The following is a 19,194-nucleotide window of genomic DNA, read 5'->3' on the forward strand; positions in this document are numbered from 1 at the left end:
ATAGAGGGGCCACCGGCTGCGGATGGTCACCGCTATTGCTCTGTATGAGGCCCGCACAGGGTTCAATTTAGCTGGCAGAGGTCGAAGTGTTGGTACGCGCGTCCGATTATTCGTCCGCTCACCTGTGTCGGCCGGGCCGGTTAGGCTCGCGATGTGAACGCAAACAGGGGGCGTGCGGAGCGAGCATCGAGGATGAACAAACCCATCTCCGCCGACGCTCGGGCGGTGCATCCCGGCGTGCGCATCGCTGCGGAATGGTCGTGGCGCCTCATTGTGATCTTCGCCGGACTGTTGGTTCTCGGGTACGTCGTACTCCGCCTCGAAACCGTGCTCATCCCGGTGGGGCTGGCTCTGCTGGCATCAGCTCTGCTGATCCCGATTGTCGATCGGCTACAGGTGTGGGGTGTTCCCCGCTCGGCAGCCGTCATCGTCGTTCTGCTTGCCTCGATCGGACTGGTCGCGGGAATCATGACGTTTGTCGTCGAGCAGTTCATCGACGGGTTGCCCCAGCTCACCGACCAGTTCACGGCCAGCGTCACGCAAATTCAGAACTGGCTCACCAGCGGTCCGCTGCACTTCAGCGAGGATCAGATCCGCCAGGCAGGTGATTCGGTCGTCAAGTCGGTGCAATCCAATCGTGAGTCCCTGACCAGCGGCGCCTTGACCACGGCGACAGTCATCGGCGAGATCTTCACCGGGGCATTGCTGACGCTGTTCACTCTCATCTTCTTCCTCTATGGCGGCGATCAGATCTGGCAGTTCGTCACCCGGATCGTTCCCACCGACGCGCGTCGTCGCGTACGGATCGCCGGTTCTGCAGGTTTCGGGTCGCTGATCGGCTACGTGCGCGCCACGGTCGCGGTTGCCGCCGCCGACGCGATCGGTATCGGTGCCGGCCTGGCGATCCTCGGGGTGCCGCTCGCCCTGCCGCTGGCGTCGTTGGTGTTCATCGGCGCGTTCATTCCGATCGTCGGTGCATTTCTGACCGGTTTTCTCGCGGTGCTTGTCGCTCTGGTCACGAAGGGTTTCCTGACGGCGCTGATCGTCCTCGGCATCATCATCGGCGTCATGCAGCTCGAAGCGCACGTGATGCAACCGCTGTTGTTGGGTCGCGCTGTTCGCCTGCATCCGCTGGCAGTCGTTCTCGCCATTACAACGGGCATCGTTCTCGCTGGAATCGTCGGCGGGCTCTTGGCTGTTCCGATCGTCGCGGTCCTGAATACCGCTATTCGTTCCCTCCTCGCCGACGACCCGGACATCGCGTACGCCGAACTGCACGTCGAAGATCCGGAGACCCCACTGTTCCCCGCCGAACCCGACGAGCCGCGTGCCGAGCCTCGCATCGTGAACCCCACTCCTCCCGATGACTGAGCCCACCCGCCGTCGTCGGCTGCACTATCAGCCGACCGTTCGCGAGGCGTCGGGTGTCGACACCGACCCTGATGCCCCGCTGTGGCGGGCGGCGCAGGCATTTCGGCTCGTCACGCTGGTGTACGCGATCAGCTACCAGTTCGCCTCGGCCTCCGACTACACCAACTCTCGGCTCAGCTGGTTCTTCGTCGCTCTGATGGCCGTGTGGACCGGGGTGTCGGCACTGTTGCTCGGGACATCCGGTGCTTTGTTCGGGAAGAAGCTGCCGCGGTATCAAGTGGTGATCGCCGATCAGGTGGTCGTCATCTTGCTGATGGCGTCGACGAGGCTGGTCTCCGACCACGAGTGGTATCAGAATCACCAGACGCTGCCCACCACGCTGTGGGCCACCAACGCGGTCATCTCCGCGGCAATTCTCGGCGGGCCGTGGCTCGGTATGGCGTCCGGAGTTGTCATCTCGGCGGCCAGCGCGATCATCCGCGACCAGGTCAACCTGGACCTCTGGCGCGATGCGACGGCTCCCGTGCTCGTATCGGTCGGCCTGGCGTTGGGCTTGGCCACCACTACCGCTCGGCGCTCGCATCGACAACTCGAGCAAGCCGTCCGTCTGGCGGCGGCCACCGAAGAGCGCGAGCGTTTGGCACGCGAAGTACACGACGGCGTTCTGCAGGTGCTGGCGATGGTGCGCAGGCGAGGTGCGGCACTCGGCGGCGAGGCAGCTGAACTGGCTGCTCTGGCCGGTGAGCAGGAGGTCGCCTTGAGAATGCTGATCTCCGAGCAGGTTTCGGGCGCCGCGGCAGACGTCGGCGGACAGACAGTGGATCTGTGTCCGCTGCTGACCACGCAGGCAAGCACGTCGGTGTCGGTGTCGACGCCCGCGCACCCCGTCGTGATCGAGCGTGATCGAGCCATCGAACTGGCAGCCATCGTCGACAATGCTCTGTCCAATGTCGGGCTTCACGCCGGGCCCGCGGCGAAGGCATACGTATTGCTCGAAGATCTGCCGGACGAGGTGATCGTCAGCGTCCGCGACGACGGCGTCGGAATCCCCGAGGGTCGCTTGGCGCAGGCCGAAGCCGAAGGCCGCATGGGAGTATCGAAGTCCATCCTCGGTCGAGTGCAGGTGCTCGGCGGCACTGCAGTCCTGCAAACCGGGCCGGGGGAGGGCACCGAATGGGAGATCAACGTTCCGAAGGGGAAAAGTGAGCGTGGCTGACGAACATGGCGAGAATCCGGTGACGGTGATGGTCGTCGACGATCACCCGATGTGGCGCGACGGTGTCTCCCGGGACCTCGAAGCTGCCGGCTTCACCGTGAGCGCCACGGCGGAGGGTGTCGAGAGTGCGCGCCGCCGGGCCGCCGCCGTGCAACCGGCGGTGGTTCTGATGGACATGAACCTTCCGGACGGAAACGGTGCCGACGCCACCACCGCAGTTCTCGAGGTTTCGCCGAAGAGCAAGGTACTGGTGCTTTCGGCCTCTGCCGAACGTGACGACGTCCTCGACGCGGTCAAAGCCGGAGCGTCGGGTTACCTGGTCAAGAGTGCTTCGGTGGCGGAACTGCTCGAGGCCGTGCGAGCGACATTCGACGGACAAGCCGTCTTCACCCCCGGCCTCGCCGGATTGGTGCTCGGTGAGTACCGCCGGATGTCGACGGCACCGGCCGACGATCGCGCACCCGAGCTGCCTCGGCTCACCGACCGTGAGACCGAAGTGCTCCGTCTTGTCGCCAAGGGGCTGAGCGCAAAACAGATCGCCACGAGGCTCTCGCTCAGCCACCGGACCGTCGAAAACCATGTGCAGGCAACGCTTCGGAAGCTTCAGTTGGCCAATCGCGTCGAGCTCACGCGATACGCGATAGAACAAGGTCTCGAATAACGTTTATCCTGGAAATCATGGAGGCCAGGAATCTACGCGTATCCGATGCCGAACGAGAGCATGTCGGCGAGCTGCTGCAGAAAGCTGTCGGTCAAGGGATGCTCTCGCTCGGTGAGTTCACCGAGCGCATGGACACTGCCTTGGCCGCAAAGACACGAGGTGAGCTCAACTCGGTTCTCGCCGATCTTCCGGGCATCACACTGATCTCCGACTACGACCCACCCGCGTATCCCAATGCGGGTCAGCCGATGTACCAAGGCCAGCCCTACCCGGCGCCGACGTACCAACCCCAACCGCCGCCGGTTCACCCGAGCCCGCCTTACCGCGCTCCCGTCGGGGCTCCGGTTGTAGGTACTTACGGAGCGGCAAATGCTGCCGTGATCCGTGGACGAATGGCGACGGTGACGCGGAACGGTGCCTGGATCGTTCCACCAGCTGTCGTGGTCGACACCAGAATGTCCAGTGTGACTATCGATTTCACGCGCGCGGTGATGCAGACGCAGGTCGTGAACATCTCGATCGACGACTACGCCAGCTCGATTTCACTGATCGTTCCCGAAGAGGCGACGGTGGACATGAACGGTGTCGAGGCAGTCGGGGGAAGCGCGTCGAACAAGGTTCGGTCCGGCCCACAGATGGGCCCGCTGCATCTGGTGGTGCACGGCAAGGTGCGATTCGGCAGTGTCACCGCGAAGCATCCCTTCGGTACCACGATCCGAAAGATGTTCGGCTCCTGACCTTTCAGTGATACGCGCGGGTCAACATCTCGGCGACGCACACGGGCTTGTCACCGTGTTCTCGTTCGAACGTCTGCGTCACCGTGATCTGGACACCGCCGTTGATCGGTTCGACTTTGCTCAACGTTGCGCGCATGCGGACACGAGAGCCGACCGGAAGCGGAGCAGGCAACCTGACCTTGTCGAATCCGCAGTTGAGAGCAAACGCAAAACCTTCGAGCGAGAACATTGCGTACGAGAACTTGGGGCCGAGTGAGAGCGTGTAGTTGCCGTGCGCGATGGTTCCGCCGAACGGTGACTCCTTCGCGCGATCCACATCGACGTGAATCCACTGATCGTCGCCGGTGACCCGGGCGAACTCGTCGATGGACTCCTGGGTGACATCGTGCCAGTCGCTGACGCCCAGCTCTTGGTTCAGGTTGGCGCTGAGGTCTTCTGCTCCGGTGAGTACAAGCATGAATCTTCCTTCGATCGGTAGGTGCTGACAGTCGGTCAGTGACTTTCGATGCCGAATCCCACACCGTGTGTCTGTGCGATCTCGGCGGTGGCAACGAGATCGAATTCGATCCCGAAGTCTGCTTCTACCCGCGCTGCAACCGATTCCGCGGCGGAACCTGCTTCGGCCAGTAGTTTCGGCATCAGTTCGAACAGGTCTTCCATTCCTCCGGGCGTGATGATTTCGAGAATCCGCGCTGGAGCGTCGTCGGGATTCCACACGGCGTGCCACTGGCCACGCGGTTTGAAGATCATGGCGCCGGTCTCCGCGTAGACGACCTCGTCTCCGACCATCGCTGCGACGCGGCCACTTTGAACCACCGTGTACTCGTCTTCCCGGCTGTGGCGATGGACCGGTGAGGTCATCGAATGCGGAGCGATGCGGTGTTGTACAAGAGAGAAACCTCCCTCGGTTTGTTTGCTACGAACCATCATCCGGACGCCGGTGGCCGCGAGGGTCCCGCCGAGGTCTTCGTCCGGTCCGAGGACGGTCGTGGTGGTGTTGTTCGGGGAATTCGGTGACATCGATTCAGTCCTTCGTCGTCGTGAGCGTCGTTGGCCGCGCTCCGGTTTGTTGATTCCCGAATCATGTACCAATCGGTCTAGTGATGCAAGGTTTTGACAATTTATGCACTTCAAGTGTTGTCGATATGTGTACTGATCGGTATATTGAACATATGTCTACGAGGGATTTGTTGGTCGATGCCGCTGCCGATTTGTTGCAGCGGAAGGGCTACGCCGGAACGGGGGTGTCGGAAGTTCTCTCGGCTAGTGCGACTACCAAAGGTTCCTTGTACTTTCACTTTCCCGGCGGCAAGGAAGAACTCGCAGGCGAGGCTCTGAGGCGACGTGGCGAGGCAATGGCCGATTTCATCCGGCACCTGCTGGAGAGCTCACCCGATGCAGCCACCGCGATCTCGGCATTCGCCGCCGCATTGGCTGCGCGTTTGTCGGATTCGGACTACGAACGTGGATGCGCCCTGGCTACGGCAACACTGGATGCCGCAACCGAATCCGAGGTCATCCGCGGTGCTTGTGCGGACGGGTACAACTCGTGGCTCGCACTGCTGGCTCAGCGCCTCGAGGCAGACGGTTGGTCCCGCGAAGACGCCGAGTCCGAGGCAATTCTCGCTCTGTCCGCACTCGAGGGCGCGCTGGTCCTTGCTCGGGCGCGTCAGGATCCCGCTCCGCTTCACACTTCGGGTCGGCTTCTGTCCGAACGATTGCGGAATGCGGCACCTCGGCGTTAATGCCCTGTCAATCGAGGGTGCTGTCAGTCGAAGGTGTCCTCAGTTGAGTACGAGAAGTCCCCAGGCTGATCGAGTAGTACTACTCATCTGATCGGTTCGGCCACGCAGCAAGCTCGAAGCCATGACCACACCGAGCTCTTCCGCCGTCGATCCGCGACTGGTGACCGCCCTCTCGGCCGAGTGCGACAGCATCGGCCGGCAGTTGCGTCACATGGGCCAGAACCTGTCGATCCTGCAGACTCAGCTGGCCTCGGCTACTGCGATCCCGCCCATGCCGGTAGTTCCGGCACCCGCAGCTCCGGCGCCACAGGTGCCGCAGGTGCCACCAATGCCTCCTCAGCAGAGCGTGCCCGCGTGGCAGCCGCCGACGTATCCGGTTGCGGCACCTCGCCAGCCCTGGTGGCAACGCGACGGTGTCATCAGTCGACTCCTGGCCGCGGCAGGTGTTGCCGTCACACTGATCGGCGTCGTGATGCTGCTGGTACTTGCAGCGCAGGCCGGATTCTTCGGACCTCCGCTGCGGGTGCTCGGCGGTGCGCTCCTTTCCGGCGCCTTGGTGTTTGCCGGGGTGCGGGTCCACGGACGACCAGGGGGCAAAGTGGGGGCAATTGCCCTGGCTGCCACCGGTTTTGCAGGGATGTATCTCGATGTCGTCGCAGCCTCCGTTCTCTACGGTTGGGTGACGACACCGCTCGCGGTGGTGATTGCCTTCGGAATCGCCGCCGCCGGCGTTGCCCTCGCCGTGAAGTGGGATTCCGAATCGCTGGCGCTCATGATCGTTCTGGGAGCAGCGCTCCTGGCTCCCGTGTTGACGTCGGGAATATCGTTGACCCTCATCGGTTTCCTCTTCGCGATCCAGTCGGCGACATTCTCCGCCCAGCTCGGTCGTGACTGGAAGTACCTGGGCATGGCGCGCACCGTACCGGTGGTTCTCGCACTGCTCGCAGCGATAGCGTCGGAGTCCATCTTCGGCGAATCCGGTAACAGTGCAGTGCAATTGGTGATCAGTGCCGGCGTGGTTGCAATCGTGGGGGCCGGCTGCGCGATGGTTATGCAGTGGACGGGTTCGCCCTCGCGTGACGGCATTGCAGGGGCGTGGTCCACCGCTACCTTTGTCGTCTCGTCCCTTCCGCTGATGAGCGTCGGAGCCGTGCTCGGGCGCACCGAATCCGCAGTGCTGTACGGAATTGCTGCGGCACTACTTCTTTCGGCTGCAGCGGCGGCCAAGCCTTTGCCGACGCAACTGCGATTCGGACTGGGCGCAACCGGCGCCCTCGCATTGTTGCTCTGCTGCTTCTCCGGGGCGACTGAATCTCTGGTCGTACCGCTGATCCTCACGGTCGGAATGATCTTCCTCGGAGTCTCGCTGTATGCGGGTTCGCGCTTCGTCTTCGCACTCGGAACCGCCTTTGCGGCAATCGGATCGATCGGATACCTCACGACGGTTCCGCCGGAGGCGTTGACGACCGCTCGCGCCGCATCCATGCAACTCGGTGCGATCACGGCACTCTCGAGCCTGACGGCGATAGGTGCACTGGTGATGCTGGTCTGGGCGATTCACCGACTGAAGTTGATTGCCGATTCGAATGCAGCGGTTCTATGGGCGGCCGCAGGGTTCGGTGTCCTCTACGCGGTGACATGCGCGCTCGTCTCATCCGGCGTCGAAATTTTCGACAGTGCAACCGGTTTCGTTGCCGGGCACAGCGTTGCAACCATCGTCTGGATGCTTGCCGCCACGTCAGCGCTGGTGCTCGGATTGAACAACCGCCAGCACGCTCGCGTCTTGCTCGGAGCCGGGCTTGCTCTCACCAGTGCGGCCGTGGCAAAGCTGTTCCTCTTCGACCTGGCCACACTCAGTGGGCTGGTGCGTAGCGTTGCCTTCCTGGTGGTCGGCTTGCTGCTCCTGCTGGTCGGGACACGTTATGCACGAGCCTTCGCCAAGCAGGAGCAGGAGCAGGTCAGCTTCGCTTCTGGCGAGCGATGAGCTCGCTCACGCTGATGGCGCCTGCGTCGTCAGGCCGGTGCCTGCCGGTGGCGTTGTCGTCGCCGTCAGGGGTGGCGTCCGAGACTCGGGGCTCGTTGGTAGGCGAAGGCGAATCCGTGAAAACCCCGTTACGACGCTCCGGAGCGGTCGGTGGAGGCGGCGACTGGGGGGTCGCCTCCACCGAGGTCGGGGCTGAACCGTTTGTTGCAGAGCCGTTGGTAGCACCGTTTGCGGAGCCGTTCCGGCTCGCGCCGTTGGAGCCTGAACTGCTGCTGGCAGCACCGTTGGTCGCCGAACCGTTTGTCCGCGAAGGCGTCCGGACCACCGGCAGTGGACGTGAGGCCGGCGGAGTCTGTTCCCGGGCCCGCAGGTCCGACAACCAACTCTCGATGGGACGCTCGGCCGGCGCAGCGGGCGTGGGGTTTCTGCGCTTGTCGCTGGCATTCGGTTGCGGCCGGTACGAGGGATTGGGTACAGGTGCCTCGATCAGGTTCTGGGGGGCGCTGGCTGCACTCCCGATATCCAGACGACGTCGCGGTGCCGGCTTCTCGGCGGCGGGAGCCTCCGTGTTGGGTGCCTTGATCGCCATTTCGCTGAGCGGAATGGGCTCGGTGAGAGGATCGGGAACGCGAGGTCCGCTTTCCGGCTGTGCAGCCGGGGCAGGCGGCGGCATGACCCGCGAGGCCGCTTCGATCTTGCGCGGCTGCCCCGGTCCGGCGATCGCACCGACAGGCGCGATCTGCGGGACGTTCGCGAGTACCAGCTCGTTGTCGAGGATCGGCTCGCCCAGCCCGATCTTCTGCTGGATCCGCTTCATCCAGGCCGGAGCCCACCAGCAGTCGTCGCCGAGCAGTTTCATGGTCGCGGGGACCAGGAACATTCGGATGAGAGTCGCGTCGATGATCAGCGCGGAGATCATGCCGTAGGAGATGTATTTCATCATCACCAGATCGGACAAGCCGAATGCGCCGGTGACCACGATCAGAATCAGTGCGGCAGCGGTGATGATCCGGCCGGTATGTGCCGTGCCGATACGGATGGATTCGGTAGTACTCGCGCCCTGCGCTCGCGCTTCGACCATGCGGGAGAGCAGGAACACTTCGTAGTCGGTCGACAGGCCGTAGACGATCGCGATGATCAACACCAGGACGGGAGACATGATCGGTCCCGGCGTGAAGTTCAAGAGACCGGAACCGTGCCCGTCGATGAAGATCCAGGTCAGGATTCCGAGCGTCGAACCCAGTCCGAGCGCGCTCATCAATGCGGCCTTGATGGGCAGGACGAGCGAGCCGAACGTCAAGAACATCAGCAAGGTCGTCAGCAGGATGACGGATACGACCATCAGCGGCAGACGATCGAGCAATGCGTCGACGCTGTCCTGCTCGATGGCCGGAGTACCGCCGACCAGCACAGTTGTGCCCTCGGGCCAGTCCGCGGACCGCAGATAGTCGATGGTGGGACGTGCCTCGTTCCGCTCCGTCAGACCGGCCTTGAGGACGTTGACACCGTCCTTCGTCGCAACCTCCGGGGTGAACTTCTCGACCAGACCCGGCGCAGCATTTGCGGTCTTGGAAATCTGACCGAGGGTGGTGTTGTCGGCTCCCTCGATGACGAGTCGAACGGGCTCGGTGCGATTGCCGGGGAAGAGTTCGTCGAACTGCGCCTGCGCGACACGCGTGGGGCTGTCCGGGGGCAGGTACGTCTCGTTGATACCGCCGAACTTGATGCCCGTCAGCGGAATGATCATCAGCAGTAGAGCCGCGACGATCGGGACCGCGACCTTGAGCGGATGCTGCATGACCCAGCGGGTGAGCTTGCCCCAGAAACCGTTCTCGATTTCCTCGTTGGTCTTGGTCTGGCGCAGCTTCTTGAAGGTCAGCGCGTCGATCCGCTTGCCGAGAATGCCGAGAATAGCGGGAAGAATCGTGATGGACGAGATCGCGGCAAGCATGACGGCAGCAATGGCGCCGTAAGCCACCGATTTGAGGAAGCCCTGCGGGAACAACAGCAGACCGCCGAGGCTGACGGCAACCATGGTCGCCGAGAACATGACCGTTCTACCCGCCGTCATGACCGTTCGGCGTACAGCGGTCGGGGTGTCGTACCCCTCGGCTATCTCTTCTCGGAAACGGCTGACGATGAACAGTCCGTAGTCGATCGCGAGACCCAGGCCGACCAGAGAGACCACGGGCGCAACAAACGCGTTGACCTCGGTGAAGTTGGTGATCAGTCGAATGATGCCGTTGGCGCCGATGACGGTCAGACCGCCGACGATCAACGGGAGGGCAGCAGCGACGACGCCACCGAAGACGAAGAACAGCAGGACACCGACAGCAGGAATCGCGAGCATTTCCATGCGCTTGATGTCGTTGGCCATCGTGTCGTTGAGCGAATTCGCGACAGGTTGCAGGCCGGCGAGTTGCACGTCGACGCCGTCGATGTAGAACTGCGACTCGACGTCGCGGAAGTTGTTGGACACCGCGGTGTCGTTGTCTCCGGCGATCGCGATGCTGGTGACCGCGTGTTGCTTGGTCTTGTCCGCCAGGGCCGCCACCGAGAGACCGTTGTCGACCTTGAAGTACGAGCCGTTGATCTTCATGATCTGGTCGGGGTTGTCGGCGACGAGTCGCTGCAGATTGTCGATGACCTTCGCTTGGAACTCGGGGTCGTCGACGGTCTTGCCCTCCGGCGCCGTGTACAGCGCCAGAACGTCACCCGTCGTGCTGCGTCCGAACGTGCCGTCAGCGAGTTTGGCAGCCTCTACCGATTCCGACCCCGGATCGTCCCAGCCGCTCTGGCTGAGATGATCCTGCAGGCTCAGGCCGTACGCAGCGAGCCCGAGGAGCCCCGCCACCATGACAGCGATGACGGTGAAGCGGGCTCGATAGACGATGCTTCCCCAGCTGGCGAACACTGATCAACTCCTACTCGGCAACACTTTTTCGCCCGATGAGCAGGGCAGAAAGCGGTCGGAACGGCTGCAACCAGGCGCCCTCGTCGGGCAGGGTGTCCAGGCTTACCCGTGGCAGAGGCTCACGGAAGACACCTGGGATGTCCTCGAGATCGACGAAGTCCAAGATATCGGACGACACAGCCCAGCTGGCGTGTTCACGGAACCCGAGAACCTGGACCGGGATACCGGTTGCTGCGATGTCCTCGAGAGGTTCGCGGAACGCTTGGCCGTCGGCGGACGCGACCATGATTCCGGCGAGGCCCTCGCCGTACCGGAGCGCGATGTGCTCGAGCATGTCCGAATCGACATCGCTGTCTTCATCGACCTTCGGCTTGGCGAACACCGCGAAACCCACGTTACGCAAGGCTTCGACCCAAGGACGAACGACGTCGGCGCTGCCGGACGCGATGTTGGTGAAGACGGTCGCTTCAGGCTCGAGCGTGCCGCTGTTCTGTGCGGACAGTTCGGCGGTGCGAGAGAGCAGCCAACGACCCAAAGCGTCGAATCGTGGCCGGTAGGCGGCGGTAGGCCGGCCACCGAGGATGGCGCCGAGGCCCATGTCGAGGTTAGGGGCGTCCCAGACCAGAAGCACCCGCTTGGGGTGGCGGGAGTCACGACCGAAGTCGAGAGGAGATTCCGACGACGTCACGTCGTCGGATAGCTGTTCGCTGACGCTCATGCTCTGATCTTCCCCCATATAAGCTCGGTGATTGCACTTCCGACCTTATGGGCTTTGTCCTCGAACTTGGTGACCGGACGCTCGTGGGTCATCGGAGACTCCCAGTCGAGTGCGGTCAGCAGCGGCTCGGCATTGCCGGCTTCTTCGATCCATTCGGCGTACTCGGCGTGATCGGTTGCCACGTGCAGCACTCCGCCGGGCTTGAGGCGGTTGGCGATCAGCGAGAACGTCGGCCCCTGCAGGAGGCGACGCTTGTGATGGCGGGCCTTGGGCCACGGATCCGGGAAGAACACCCGGACGCCTGTCAGGGACTCGGGGGCGACCATGTTCTCGAGTACGTCCATCGCGTCACCGCGCAGTACGCGCACGTTGGGAATTTCTTCGCGTTCGACCTGCTGGAGAAGCTGCGCGAGCCCGGGGCGGTACACCTCGATCGCGATCAGGTTCACGTGCGGTTCCGCCTTGGCCATAGCGGCCGTCGCGGTGCCGGTACCCGAACCGATCTCGATGATCAGGGGTGCCTCGCGTCCGAACCAGGCGTTCGCGTCGAGCGGTGTGTCCGAGACGTCGGCGCCGATGAGCGGCCACTGACGGTCCCAAGCCTGCTGCTGTGCGTCGGTCAGCGCACCCCGGCGAGAGCGAAAGCTGGTCACTCTCGGATGGAGACGGGACCCCTTGGTGTGGTCCGTCTGCCCCGTGTCAGGGGTCTGCGGTGCATGCTGATCGGCTTCGTTCACGAACCCATTGTCACGCATGACCCCCGTTTAGCGCAGACGGGTCTGAAGTTTGAGTTGAGACTTTCCACGGAAAGTCCTGAAACCGTCGACTTCGGACTGTCGGCGAAAGGGTGGTGTCACCTGCCGTCCTTGCCGAGAACCTGACAGAATCTCACCGACACGATGGGGACGTGGGGTGGGGATGAACACAGGATTTGCATGCAGTAATTGGTCACGAATGTTGCCCGCAGAATCGATCGACGACGCCTGCTCGGAGCCGATCGATCAGCTGCGCGCTCTGGCATATCGGCTGACATCGATCGATTCGGGAGCCGCAGAGGCGGTCCACTCGGTGCTCGGATCGCTGACTGCGCCGCTCGAGCTGGTGGTCGCCGGACGGGCCGGGGTGGGGCGGTCGTCTTTGGCGCGAATCCTGAGGCGCGACGACCGGTTCTCGCGCAGAGTTGTCGGCGCACCGGTTGTGGTGACCGAGTCGAGGGCATTCGATGTCCCTGGAACGTCGAACCCCGATCTGGGTCGTCGTTGCGTTGTCTACGTGGTGGTCGACGCGGTCCGCGACGTCGACGGCCGAGCCATTGCCCGAGTTTCCGATCGTGTGGTCGTCGCTGCGAACAAGGCTGACTTGTTCGGTCCGCGCTGGGACGAGGCGCTGGGACGGGCGGCGGAAATCTCGGAGAACGTCGGCGTGCCCACGGTTCCGGTGGAGACACTGACCGGGCGCGGCGTCGAAGAGTTGTTCGCGGCTCTCGGACCTGTTCTGGAGGCGCAGTGGTGGGGCCGGGTCGAGCAGATCGGCCCGGCGCTGAGGCGATCTGCCTCGCGCAGCATTGCGGGCAGGGACGAGATCGAGTTGTATCTGAGTTCGGACTCCGCGGTGTTGTTCGGCGCTGCGGCGGCGATGATGAGCCCCGAAATTCGAGCCCTGCGTCAAGGCGAGCCTCCCGATCCTCGTACCGCTGACGACGCGGGCACGTGCAGCCGGCGGTGGAGCGAGCTCGTGGACGAGTCGGAACAGTGTCCGCAACAACGGGTCTCACTGATTCGACGCGGGTATGTGCGTCGGTGGGCGCAGCTCGGAGGCGATCGCTCTGCCCCGGCGGTGACCGATGAATAGCGTTTCGGTACTTCCGGATTCGGTGCTGCGCGTGGTGCAGCGATGGAATCCGGCATCCGATCCGGGTCGCCGGGTCGCCGCCGAAACATCCAGTGGCACTCGCATTTACGTTGTCGGTCCACCAAGGTGTGGACGGGAAGACGTCGCGCAGATGTTCGATGCTTCGGATGATTGTTCGTCAGTGACACGCGAGGTGGACGCCGACGTCGTACTTCTGGTCGTCGACGCCGCCAGTGTGATCGGACGCGAGGATCTCCTTCTCCTCGGCGACGCTGCGGCGAGCGGAACCCCGGTGGTGGTGGCGCTGACCCGCGTCGACGTCTATCGAGACTGGCAGGCGGTGCGCCGGCGTGATGCCGAGATTCTCGCTTCGCACTGCACCGCTTTTGCTCAGGCTCCGGTGGTCCCGATTGCGCCTGGTCAGGAGCAGTCACTCGTTGCGGTCGTGAGCCGGGCGGCACGGGAGAGGGAAGCAGGTGGTTCGGATTCCGGAGTCATCGCACAGACGCGCCGGATGATCGAGATGGAGATCCGGAATCTACGTGACAGTGTTCCTGGTGCCGAATTGCGGGCCGAGCGATCGCAGCTGCTCGCAGACCGTGACGGCCGGCGAGGCGAACGCCTGGTGCAGGTGCGAAGCCGACTACAACGAGCGCGCGGGGATCTGTCACAACAAATCGCCGAGGCAACCCGGGCGACGGTCGCCGGGGCACGTGCCTGGGTCGACACGGCCTCGCGAGCCGAATTGGGCAGCGTGCCGACGCGACTGCAGCACGAGGTCGACCACCACACCCGGGTGTTCGACGCCGCGATGGCGGCAGCGGTGGAATCTGCGGGGACGAACGGATACATGCCTTCCCCGCAGATTCCGGAGGGCCTGCCGGGCCGTCAGCGCGGAAACGAGGACCGGGTGACAATTCTTGTCGGCGCGTCCGCGGGTCTCGGCCTCGGCCGTATCGCAGTGACTCCGCTGGAAATGATTCCGGCCTTGGAGTTCGCAAGTATCCCCGTGACGTTGATTCTGGGTGGCGCCGCGGCGTGGTGGTTGGCGCGAACTCGCGGGCTGACGGCCGATCGTGCCCACTCCAGGTCGTGGATCGTCGAATCGATGTCGGCGGTTCGCGCTCAGTGGGAGCAGCGAGTGCAGAGCGTGCTGCTCGAGGCCGAGGCGGATCTGGGAGCGGCGATCATGGCGGAGAGTCGCGAGCAGTTGGCGTCGGCGCAGGCTCGAATCGTGGAGATCGACGGTGAACTTCGTGAGCTCGCCGCGGCCAGATCGGGTCAGCTCGCGTCGTGCGAGCGCGACCTCGCCGTTTTGAACACCGCCTACTGATCATTTCGCGAGCGCAGAGTTCTCCACAGTGCCGCAATTTCGGCCACGACTGATCGTCGGGGTCTGGTAATACTGAGCGGACGGTTTCGGTAGGGGTTGCCGAAGCAGTAGGTCACCATCCAGTAGGGGGAGTAGTGGAAGCATTTCTGATCACGGCCGGACACATCGACGGGCACGAAGCCGAAGCGCTCGATCCTGGGCGTATCGAGCCCGAGACCTTCGGGCCCGCGTCGGGACCGGTCGATGCCGGCGACCTGAACTTCGACGCCTTCGACTTGGACGGTGACGGAACGGTCGACAGCCGTGTCGTCCACTCCGACGACGCTGTCGTGATCGTGTCCGATTTCGATCGCGACGGTAGCGCCGATCGCCTCACGATGATCGAGTCGGACGGCGACTACTCGGCCTGGGAATGCAGTCGAGACGACGAAGGCGCCCTCGTGTGGCAGAAAATCGATGCCGGAGCGCTCTGAAAAGCTTCCGTTTATGTGCTCTGAGCGCCGGGTAGGCACCTGAACACACCAACTGAATCGTTTCTGTGACATTTCTGACCGCACCCGATTACCTGCAGGTGAACAGCCAGCGTTAACCTCAATACATAGGACACCCGGCGTCCGTGAAATCCACGTGAGTGGATGACGCGGCTGGACCCCGTCGAGAGGGGGACACCGGGATCGACTGGTATCGGGGCGCTGCAGTTCGCATCCGGTGTCACGAGAACCCGGTTCCGGCTCACCCCAGGAGAGTTTGATGACCTCAGCGACCATTCCCGGTCTCAATGGAACTGACGGCACGCCCCCCACGCAGCACAAGGAACTGCTTGCATGGGTGCAAGAGGTTGCCGAACTCACCCAGCCTGATCGCGTCGTCTTCGCAGACGGCTCGGACGAAGAATGGGACCGACTGACAACGAAGTTGGTCGAGGCAGGAACCTTCACCCGCCTCAACGACGAGAAGAAGCCGAACTCTTTCCTCGGCAACTCCGATCCGTCCGATGTCGCGCGAGTCGAATCGCGTACGTACATCTGCTCGAAGGAAGAAATCGACGCAGGTCCCACCAACAACTGGATGGACCCGGCGGAGATGCGCACCCTCATGGGTGACCTGTACCGCGGTTGCATGCGTGGACGCACCATGTACGTCGTGCCGTTCTGCATGGGCCCCCTCGACGCCGAGGACCCGAAGCTGGGCGTCGAGCTCACCGATTCCGAGTACGTCGTCGTATCCATGCGCGTCATGACCCGCATGGGCAGCAAGGTTCTCGACAAGCTCGGCACCGACGGATTCTTCGTCAAGGCGCTGCACTCGCTGGGCGCTCCGCTGGCCGAAGGCCAGGAAGACGTCGCGTGGCCGTGCAACGACACCAAGTACATCACCCACTTCCCCGAGGATCGTGAGATCTGGAGCTTCGGTTCCGGCTACGGCGGAAACGCTCTCCTGGGCAAGAAGTGCTACTCGCTGCGTATCGCCTCGGCAATGGCGCACGACGAGGGCTGGCTGGCCGAGCACATGCTCATCCTCAAGCTCATCTCGCCCGAGGACAAGGCCTACTACATCGCGGCGGCATTCCCCTCCGCTTGTGGCAAGACCAACCTCGCGATGATCCAGCCGACCATCCCCGGGTGGCGCGCCGAGACCCTCGGTGACGACATCGCCTGGATGCGTTTCGGTGAGGACGGACAGCTGTACGCCGTCAACCCGGAATTCGGTTTCTTCGGCGTGGCTCCCGGCACCAACTGGTCGTCGAACCCCAACGCCATGCGCACCATCGACCAGGGCAACACGGTCTTCACCAACGTCGCTCTGACTGACGACGGTGACGTCTGGTGGGAAGGCCTCGAAGGCGACCCGCAGCACCTGATCGACTGGAAGGGCAACGAGTGGACGCCCGAGTCGGGCACCCATGCGGCTCATCCCAACTCGCGTTACTGCACCCCGATGTCGCAGTGCCCGATCATGGCTCCCGAGTGGGACGACCCGAAGGGCGTGCCGATCTCGGCAATCCTGTTCGGCGGACGCCGCAAGACGACGGTTCCGCTGGTCACCGAGGCTCGCGACTGGCAGCACGGCGTCTTCATGGGTGCAACGGTCGGCTCCGAGCAGACCGCAGCAGCCGAAGGCCAGGTCGGTACGGTTCGCCGCGATCCGATGGCAATGCTGCCGTTCCTCGGCTACAACGTCGGTGACTACTTCCAGCACTGGATCGACCTCGGCAAGTCCGCGGACGCGTCCAAGCTCCCCAAGGTCTTCTACGTCAACTGGTTCCGCCGCGGCGACGACGGACGCTTCCTGTGGCCAGGCTTCGGCGAGAACTCTCGCGTCCTGAAGTGGATCGTCGAGCGTATCGAGCACAAGGCTGCCGGTATCGACACCCCGATCGGCGTCGTTCCCACCGGATCGGCACTCGACATCGAAGGCCTGGACGTGTCGGACGCCGACATCACCGAGGCCCTCGCGGTCAACATCGACGAGTGGAAGGCCGAGATCCCGCTCATCGAAGAGTGGTTCGACTTCGTCGGCGAGAAGCTGCCGACCGGCATTCGCGACGAGTTCGAAGCTCTGAAGCAGCGGTTGGCCTGATAAACCGCCCCCGTATGTAGTGGCCTGATGCCGCATTGGTTCAATTTGATGAACCGATGCGGCATCGGTCGTCTGTATGCCCTTGCCTGTAGCCGTTAAGCAGTTCAGCCGTTATGCAGTTCAGCCGTAAAGCAGTGATCAGCGAGCGGGTCGACACACTCGATCCTCAGGAGGACCAGATATGAGCGGGATCTACAACAACGTGACCGAATTGGTCGGGCGCACCCCGATCGTGCGGCTCAACCGTCTGACCGAGGGCCTGGACGCACAGGTCGCCGTCAAGCTCGAGTTCTACAACCCGGCCAACAGCGTCAAGGACCGGATCGGCGTGGCGATTATCGACGCCGCCGAGAAGTCCGGTGCACTCAAGCCCGGTGGCACCATCGTCGAGGGAACCAGCGGTAACACGGGTATCGCACTCGCCATGGTCGGTGCTGCTCGCGGCTACAAGGTCATCCTGACCATGCCCGAGACCATGTCCACCGAGCGTCGCGTGATGCTGCGTGCTTACGGCGCCGAGATCGTGCTGACCCCGGGATCCGAGGGCATGGCCGGTGCGGTCGCCAAGGCCAAGGAAATCGTCGAGCAGACCGAGAACGCTGTCTCGGCCAGCCAGTTCGCGAACCCGGCCAACCCGGCCATCCACGAGGCAACGACGGGCGAAGAGGTCTGGGCCGACACCGACGGCGCCGTCGACATCTTCGTGTCCGGCATCGGCACCGGCGGCACCATCACCGGCGTCGGACGCACCCTTCGCAAGTACAAGCCCGAGGTCAAGATCGTGGGCGTCGAGCCCATCGACTCGCCGATCCTCAACGGTGGCCAGCCCGGCCCCCACAAGATCCAGGGAATCGGCGCGAACTTCGTGCCCGACGTCCTCGATCGCGAGATCTACGACGAGATCATCGACGTCTCGTTCCCCGATTCCATCGAGGTCGCTCGCGCACTCGGCACCAAGGAAGGCATCCTGGGCGGCATCTCGTCCGGCGCCATCGTCTGGGCAGCACTCGAGTTGGCGAAGCGTCCGGAAAACGCCGGCAAGCTGATCGTGGCTGTCGTGTGTGACTTCGGCGAGCGTTACATCTCCACCCCGCTGTTCGAACACATCCGGGACTGAGACTTGTGAGTATCCTCGGGACAATTCGCGAGGACCTGCAGGCTGCGCGCGGTCAGGATCCTGCCGCGCGCAGCAATGCGGAGAACGCGCTCGTTTATTCAGGGCTGCATGCTATTTGGGCGCATCGGGTTGCACATCGCATGTGGGCCGTCCCTGCGCTACGCGGCCCGGCGCGAGTGCTCTCGCAGCTGACACGCTTCGTCACCGGCATCGAGATTCATCCCGGTGCCACCATCGGTCGACGGTTCTTCATCGACCACGGCATGGGCGTCGTGATCGGGGAGACGGCCGAGGTCGGTAACGACGTGATGCTCTATCACGGCGTCACTCTCGGTGGTCGCTCGCTCGAACAGGTCAAACGTCACCCGACGCTGGGTGATCGGGTAACCGTCGGCGCTGGTGCCAAGATCCTCGGACCTGTCGTCATCGGTGAAGGTAGCGCTATCGGCGCCAATGCCGTTGTCACCAGAGATGTTCCGGCCGAATCCATCGCGACGGGTATCCCGGCGGTGGCGCGGCCACGGACCACCAAGGAAAAACTGGTGGACCCGAACAGTTACATCGACCCTGCGATGTACATCTGAACGTATTCCTCGGATGGCCACCCCTCGTGTAGACGACGGGTGGCCATCGGCGTCTGCTCAGGCTCGCGTCAGGTGCCACCCGCGACGTCCCAGTACGACGGCAGTCAGAGCGCCCAGTGCTGCTCCGATCAAGGGATAGCAGGCCAGGACGAGCCAGCGCGGTCCGTCTAAGGGTTCGTAGGCGGTGGCTATTGTCGACTCGTAGTCCCGAGCCATCTGCACGTCCCGGAACGGTACGTAGGAACCCTGATAGACGATGGTCTCGTCAGGGCTGGTCATCACGTCGATCAGACTGCCCACCAGGGGAATTCCCCCGACGACAAATCCCAGAACCGCCAGAATCACGATCAGTGTGCGCATCGCCCGAGCCTATCGCCCGGCAG

18 protein-coding genes are annotated in these 19,194 nt (G+C 63.5%); 12 read left to right on the forward strand and 6 right to left on the reverse strand.

What is annotated here, in order from left to right; genetic code table 11:
* Window positions 1-192 precede the first annotated feature (192 nt).
* The 4 genes from P3G66_RS11505 to P3G66_RS11520 are packed head-to-tail and all read left to right on the forward strand — an operon-like array spanning window position 193 to window position 3,985.
* Complete coding sequence (locus P3G66_RS11505; RefSeq protein WP_007734480.1) at window positions 193-1,371, forward strand: AI-2E family transporter; 1,179 nt, start codon at window positions 193-195, stop codon at window positions 1,369-1,371.
* A complete protein-coding gene (locus P3G66_RS11510; protein WP_003945490.1) occupies window positions 1,364-2,587 on the forward strand; it encodes a DUF5931 domain-containing protein in 1,224 nt (407 codons plus the stop codon). The genes P3G66_RS11505 and P3G66_RS11510 overlap by 8 nt, the downstream gene beginning before the upstream one ends.
* 28 nt (window positions 2,588-2,615) lie before the next feature.
* Entirely contained in the window at window positions 2,616-3,248 is a 633-nt protein-coding gene (locus P3G66_RS11515) for a response regulator transcription factor (protein ID WP_047269712.1), read from the forward strand.
* 17 nt (window positions 3,249-3,265) lie between these two features.
* Window positions 3,266-3,985 (forward strand): DUF1707 domain-containing protein, encoded by a 720-nt coding sequence (locus tag P3G66_RS11520; RefSeq protein ID WP_007734485.1) that lies wholly within the window; start codon window positions 3,266-3,268, stop codon window positions 3,983-3,985.
* 4 nt (window positions 3,986-3,989) lie between these two features.
* Here P3G66_RS11520 and P3G66_RS11525 read toward each other — a convergent pair whose 3' ends face one another.
* Together P3G66_RS11525 and P3G66_RS11530 are read right to left on the reverse strand one after the other, a co-directional pair.
* Window positions 3,990-4,442: a MaoC family dehydratase gene (locus tag P3G66_RS11525; protein WP_003945664.1), complete on the reverse strand. Its 453-nt coding sequence runs from the start codon at window positions 4,440-4,442 to the stop codon at window positions 3,990-3,992.
* A gap of 35 nt (window positions 4,443-4,477) precedes the next feature.
* Complete coding sequence (locus P3G66_RS11530; protein WP_204856190.1) at window positions 4,478-5,005, reverse strand: cupin domain-containing protein; 528 nt, start codon at window positions 5,003-5,005, stop codon at window positions 4,478-4,480.
* 152 nt (window positions 5,006-5,157) lie between these two features.
* On the opposite strand from P3G66_RS11530, the gene P3G66_RS11535 reads away from it, so the two are divergent.
* Both P3G66_RS11535 and P3G66_RS11540 read left to right on the forward strand, forming a co-directional pair.
* Complete coding sequence (locus P3G66_RS11535; RefSeq protein ID WP_042920278.1) at window positions 5,158-5,730, forward strand: TetR/AcrR family transcriptional regulator; 573 nt, start codon at window positions 5,158-5,160, stop codon at window positions 5,728-5,730.
* Window positions 5,731-5,851: 121 nt separating this feature from the next.
* On the forward strand, window positions 5,852-7,714 hold the full coding sequence (locus P3G66_RS11540) for a DUF2339 domain-containing protein (protein ID WP_204856191.1): 1,863 nt from the start codon (window positions 5,852-5,854) through the stop codon (window positions 7,712-7,714).
* Here P3G66_RS11540 and P3G66_RS11545 read toward each other — a convergent pair.
* Genes P3G66_RS11545 through trmB form a run of 3 tightly spaced genes read right to left on the reverse strand, consistent with a single transcriptional unit; the run spans window position 7,689 to window position 12,101 of the window.
* Entirely contained in the window at window positions 7,689-10,628 is a 2,940-nt protein-coding gene (locus P3G66_RS11545; protein WP_007734492.1) for an MMPL family transporter, read from the reverse strand. The two genes, P3G66_RS11540 and P3G66_RS11545, sit on opposite strands and share 26 nt — an antisense overlap.
* A 10-nt stretch (window positions 10,629-10,638) precedes the next feature.
* Window positions 10,639-11,346 (reverse strand): NYN domain-containing protein, encoded by a 708-nt coding sequence (locus P3G66_RS11550; RefSeq protein WP_003945733.1) that lies wholly within the window; start codon window positions 11,344-11,346, stop codon window positions 10,639-10,641.
* Entirely contained in the window at window positions 11,343-12,101 is a 759-nt protein-coding gene (gene trmB, locus P3G66_RS11555; RefSeq protein ID WP_007734493.1) for a tRNA (guanosine(46)-N7)-methyltransferase TrmB, read from the reverse strand. The genes P3G66_RS11550 and trmB overlap by 4 nt, the downstream gene beginning before the upstream one ends.
* Before the next feature lie 199 nt (window positions 12,102-12,300).
* On the opposite strand from trmB, the gene P3G66_RS11560 reads away from it, so the two are divergent.
* From P3G66_RS11560 to epsC, 6 genes are all read left to right on the forward strand, one after another.
* A complete protein-coding gene (locus P3G66_RS11560) occupies window positions 12,301-13,197 on the forward strand; it encodes a GTPase domain-containing protein (protein WP_209911800.1) in 897 nt (298 codons plus the stop codon).
* On the forward strand, window positions 13,190-14,530 hold the full coding sequence (locus P3G66_RS11565; protein ID WP_245361541.1) for a hypothetical protein: 1,341 nt from the start codon (window positions 13,190-13,192) through the stop codon (window positions 14,528-14,530). Before P3G66_RS11560 ends, P3G66_RS11565 begins: the two co-directional genes overlap by 8 nt.
* A 134-nt stretch (window positions 14,531-14,664) precedes the next feature.
* Window positions 14,665-15,003, forward strand: a complete 339-nt coding sequence (locus P3G66_RS11570; RefSeq protein ID WP_063314962.1) for a DUF6802 family protein — start codon at window positions 14,665-14,667, stop codon at window positions 15,001-15,003.
* A gap of 277 nt (window positions 15,004-15,280) precedes the next feature.
* A complete protein-coding gene (locus P3G66_RS11575; RefSeq protein WP_003945806.1) occupies window positions 15,281-17,110 on the forward strand; it encodes a phosphoenolpyruvate carboxykinase (GTP) in 1,830 nt (609 codons plus the stop codon).
* Window positions 17,111-17,291: 181 nt separating this feature from the next.
* On the forward strand, window positions 17,292-18,227 hold the full coding sequence (gene cysK, locus P3G66_RS11580; protein WP_003945916.1) for a cysteine synthase A: 936 nt from the start codon (window positions 17,292-17,294) through the stop codon (window positions 18,225-18,227).
* Window positions 18,228-18,232: 5 nt separating this feature from the next.
* Window positions 18,233-18,811 (forward strand): serine O-acetyltransferase EpsC, encoded by a 579-nt coding sequence (epsC, locus tag P3G66_RS11585; RefSeq protein ID WP_054187999.1) that lies wholly within the window; start codon window positions 18,233-18,235, stop codon window positions 18,809-18,811.
* Window positions 18,812-18,868: 57 nt separating this feature from the next.
* Here epsC and P3G66_RS11590 read toward each other — a convergent pair whose 3' ends face one another.
* The gene (locus tag P3G66_RS11590; RefSeq protein WP_065351988.1) at window positions 18,869-19,171 is read right to left on the reverse strand and encodes a hypothetical protein; all 303 of its coding nucleotides are present in this window, start codon (window positions 19,169-19,171) and stop codon (window positions 18,869-18,871) included.
* Window positions 19,172-19,194: the final 23 nt, after the last annotated feature.

Source organism: Rhodococcus sp. C3V, assembly GCF_029269915.1.
Taxonomy (GTDB): Bacteria; Actinomycetota; Actinomycetes; order Mycobacteriales; family Mycobacteriaceae; genus Rhodococcus_F; species Rhodococcus_F qingshengii.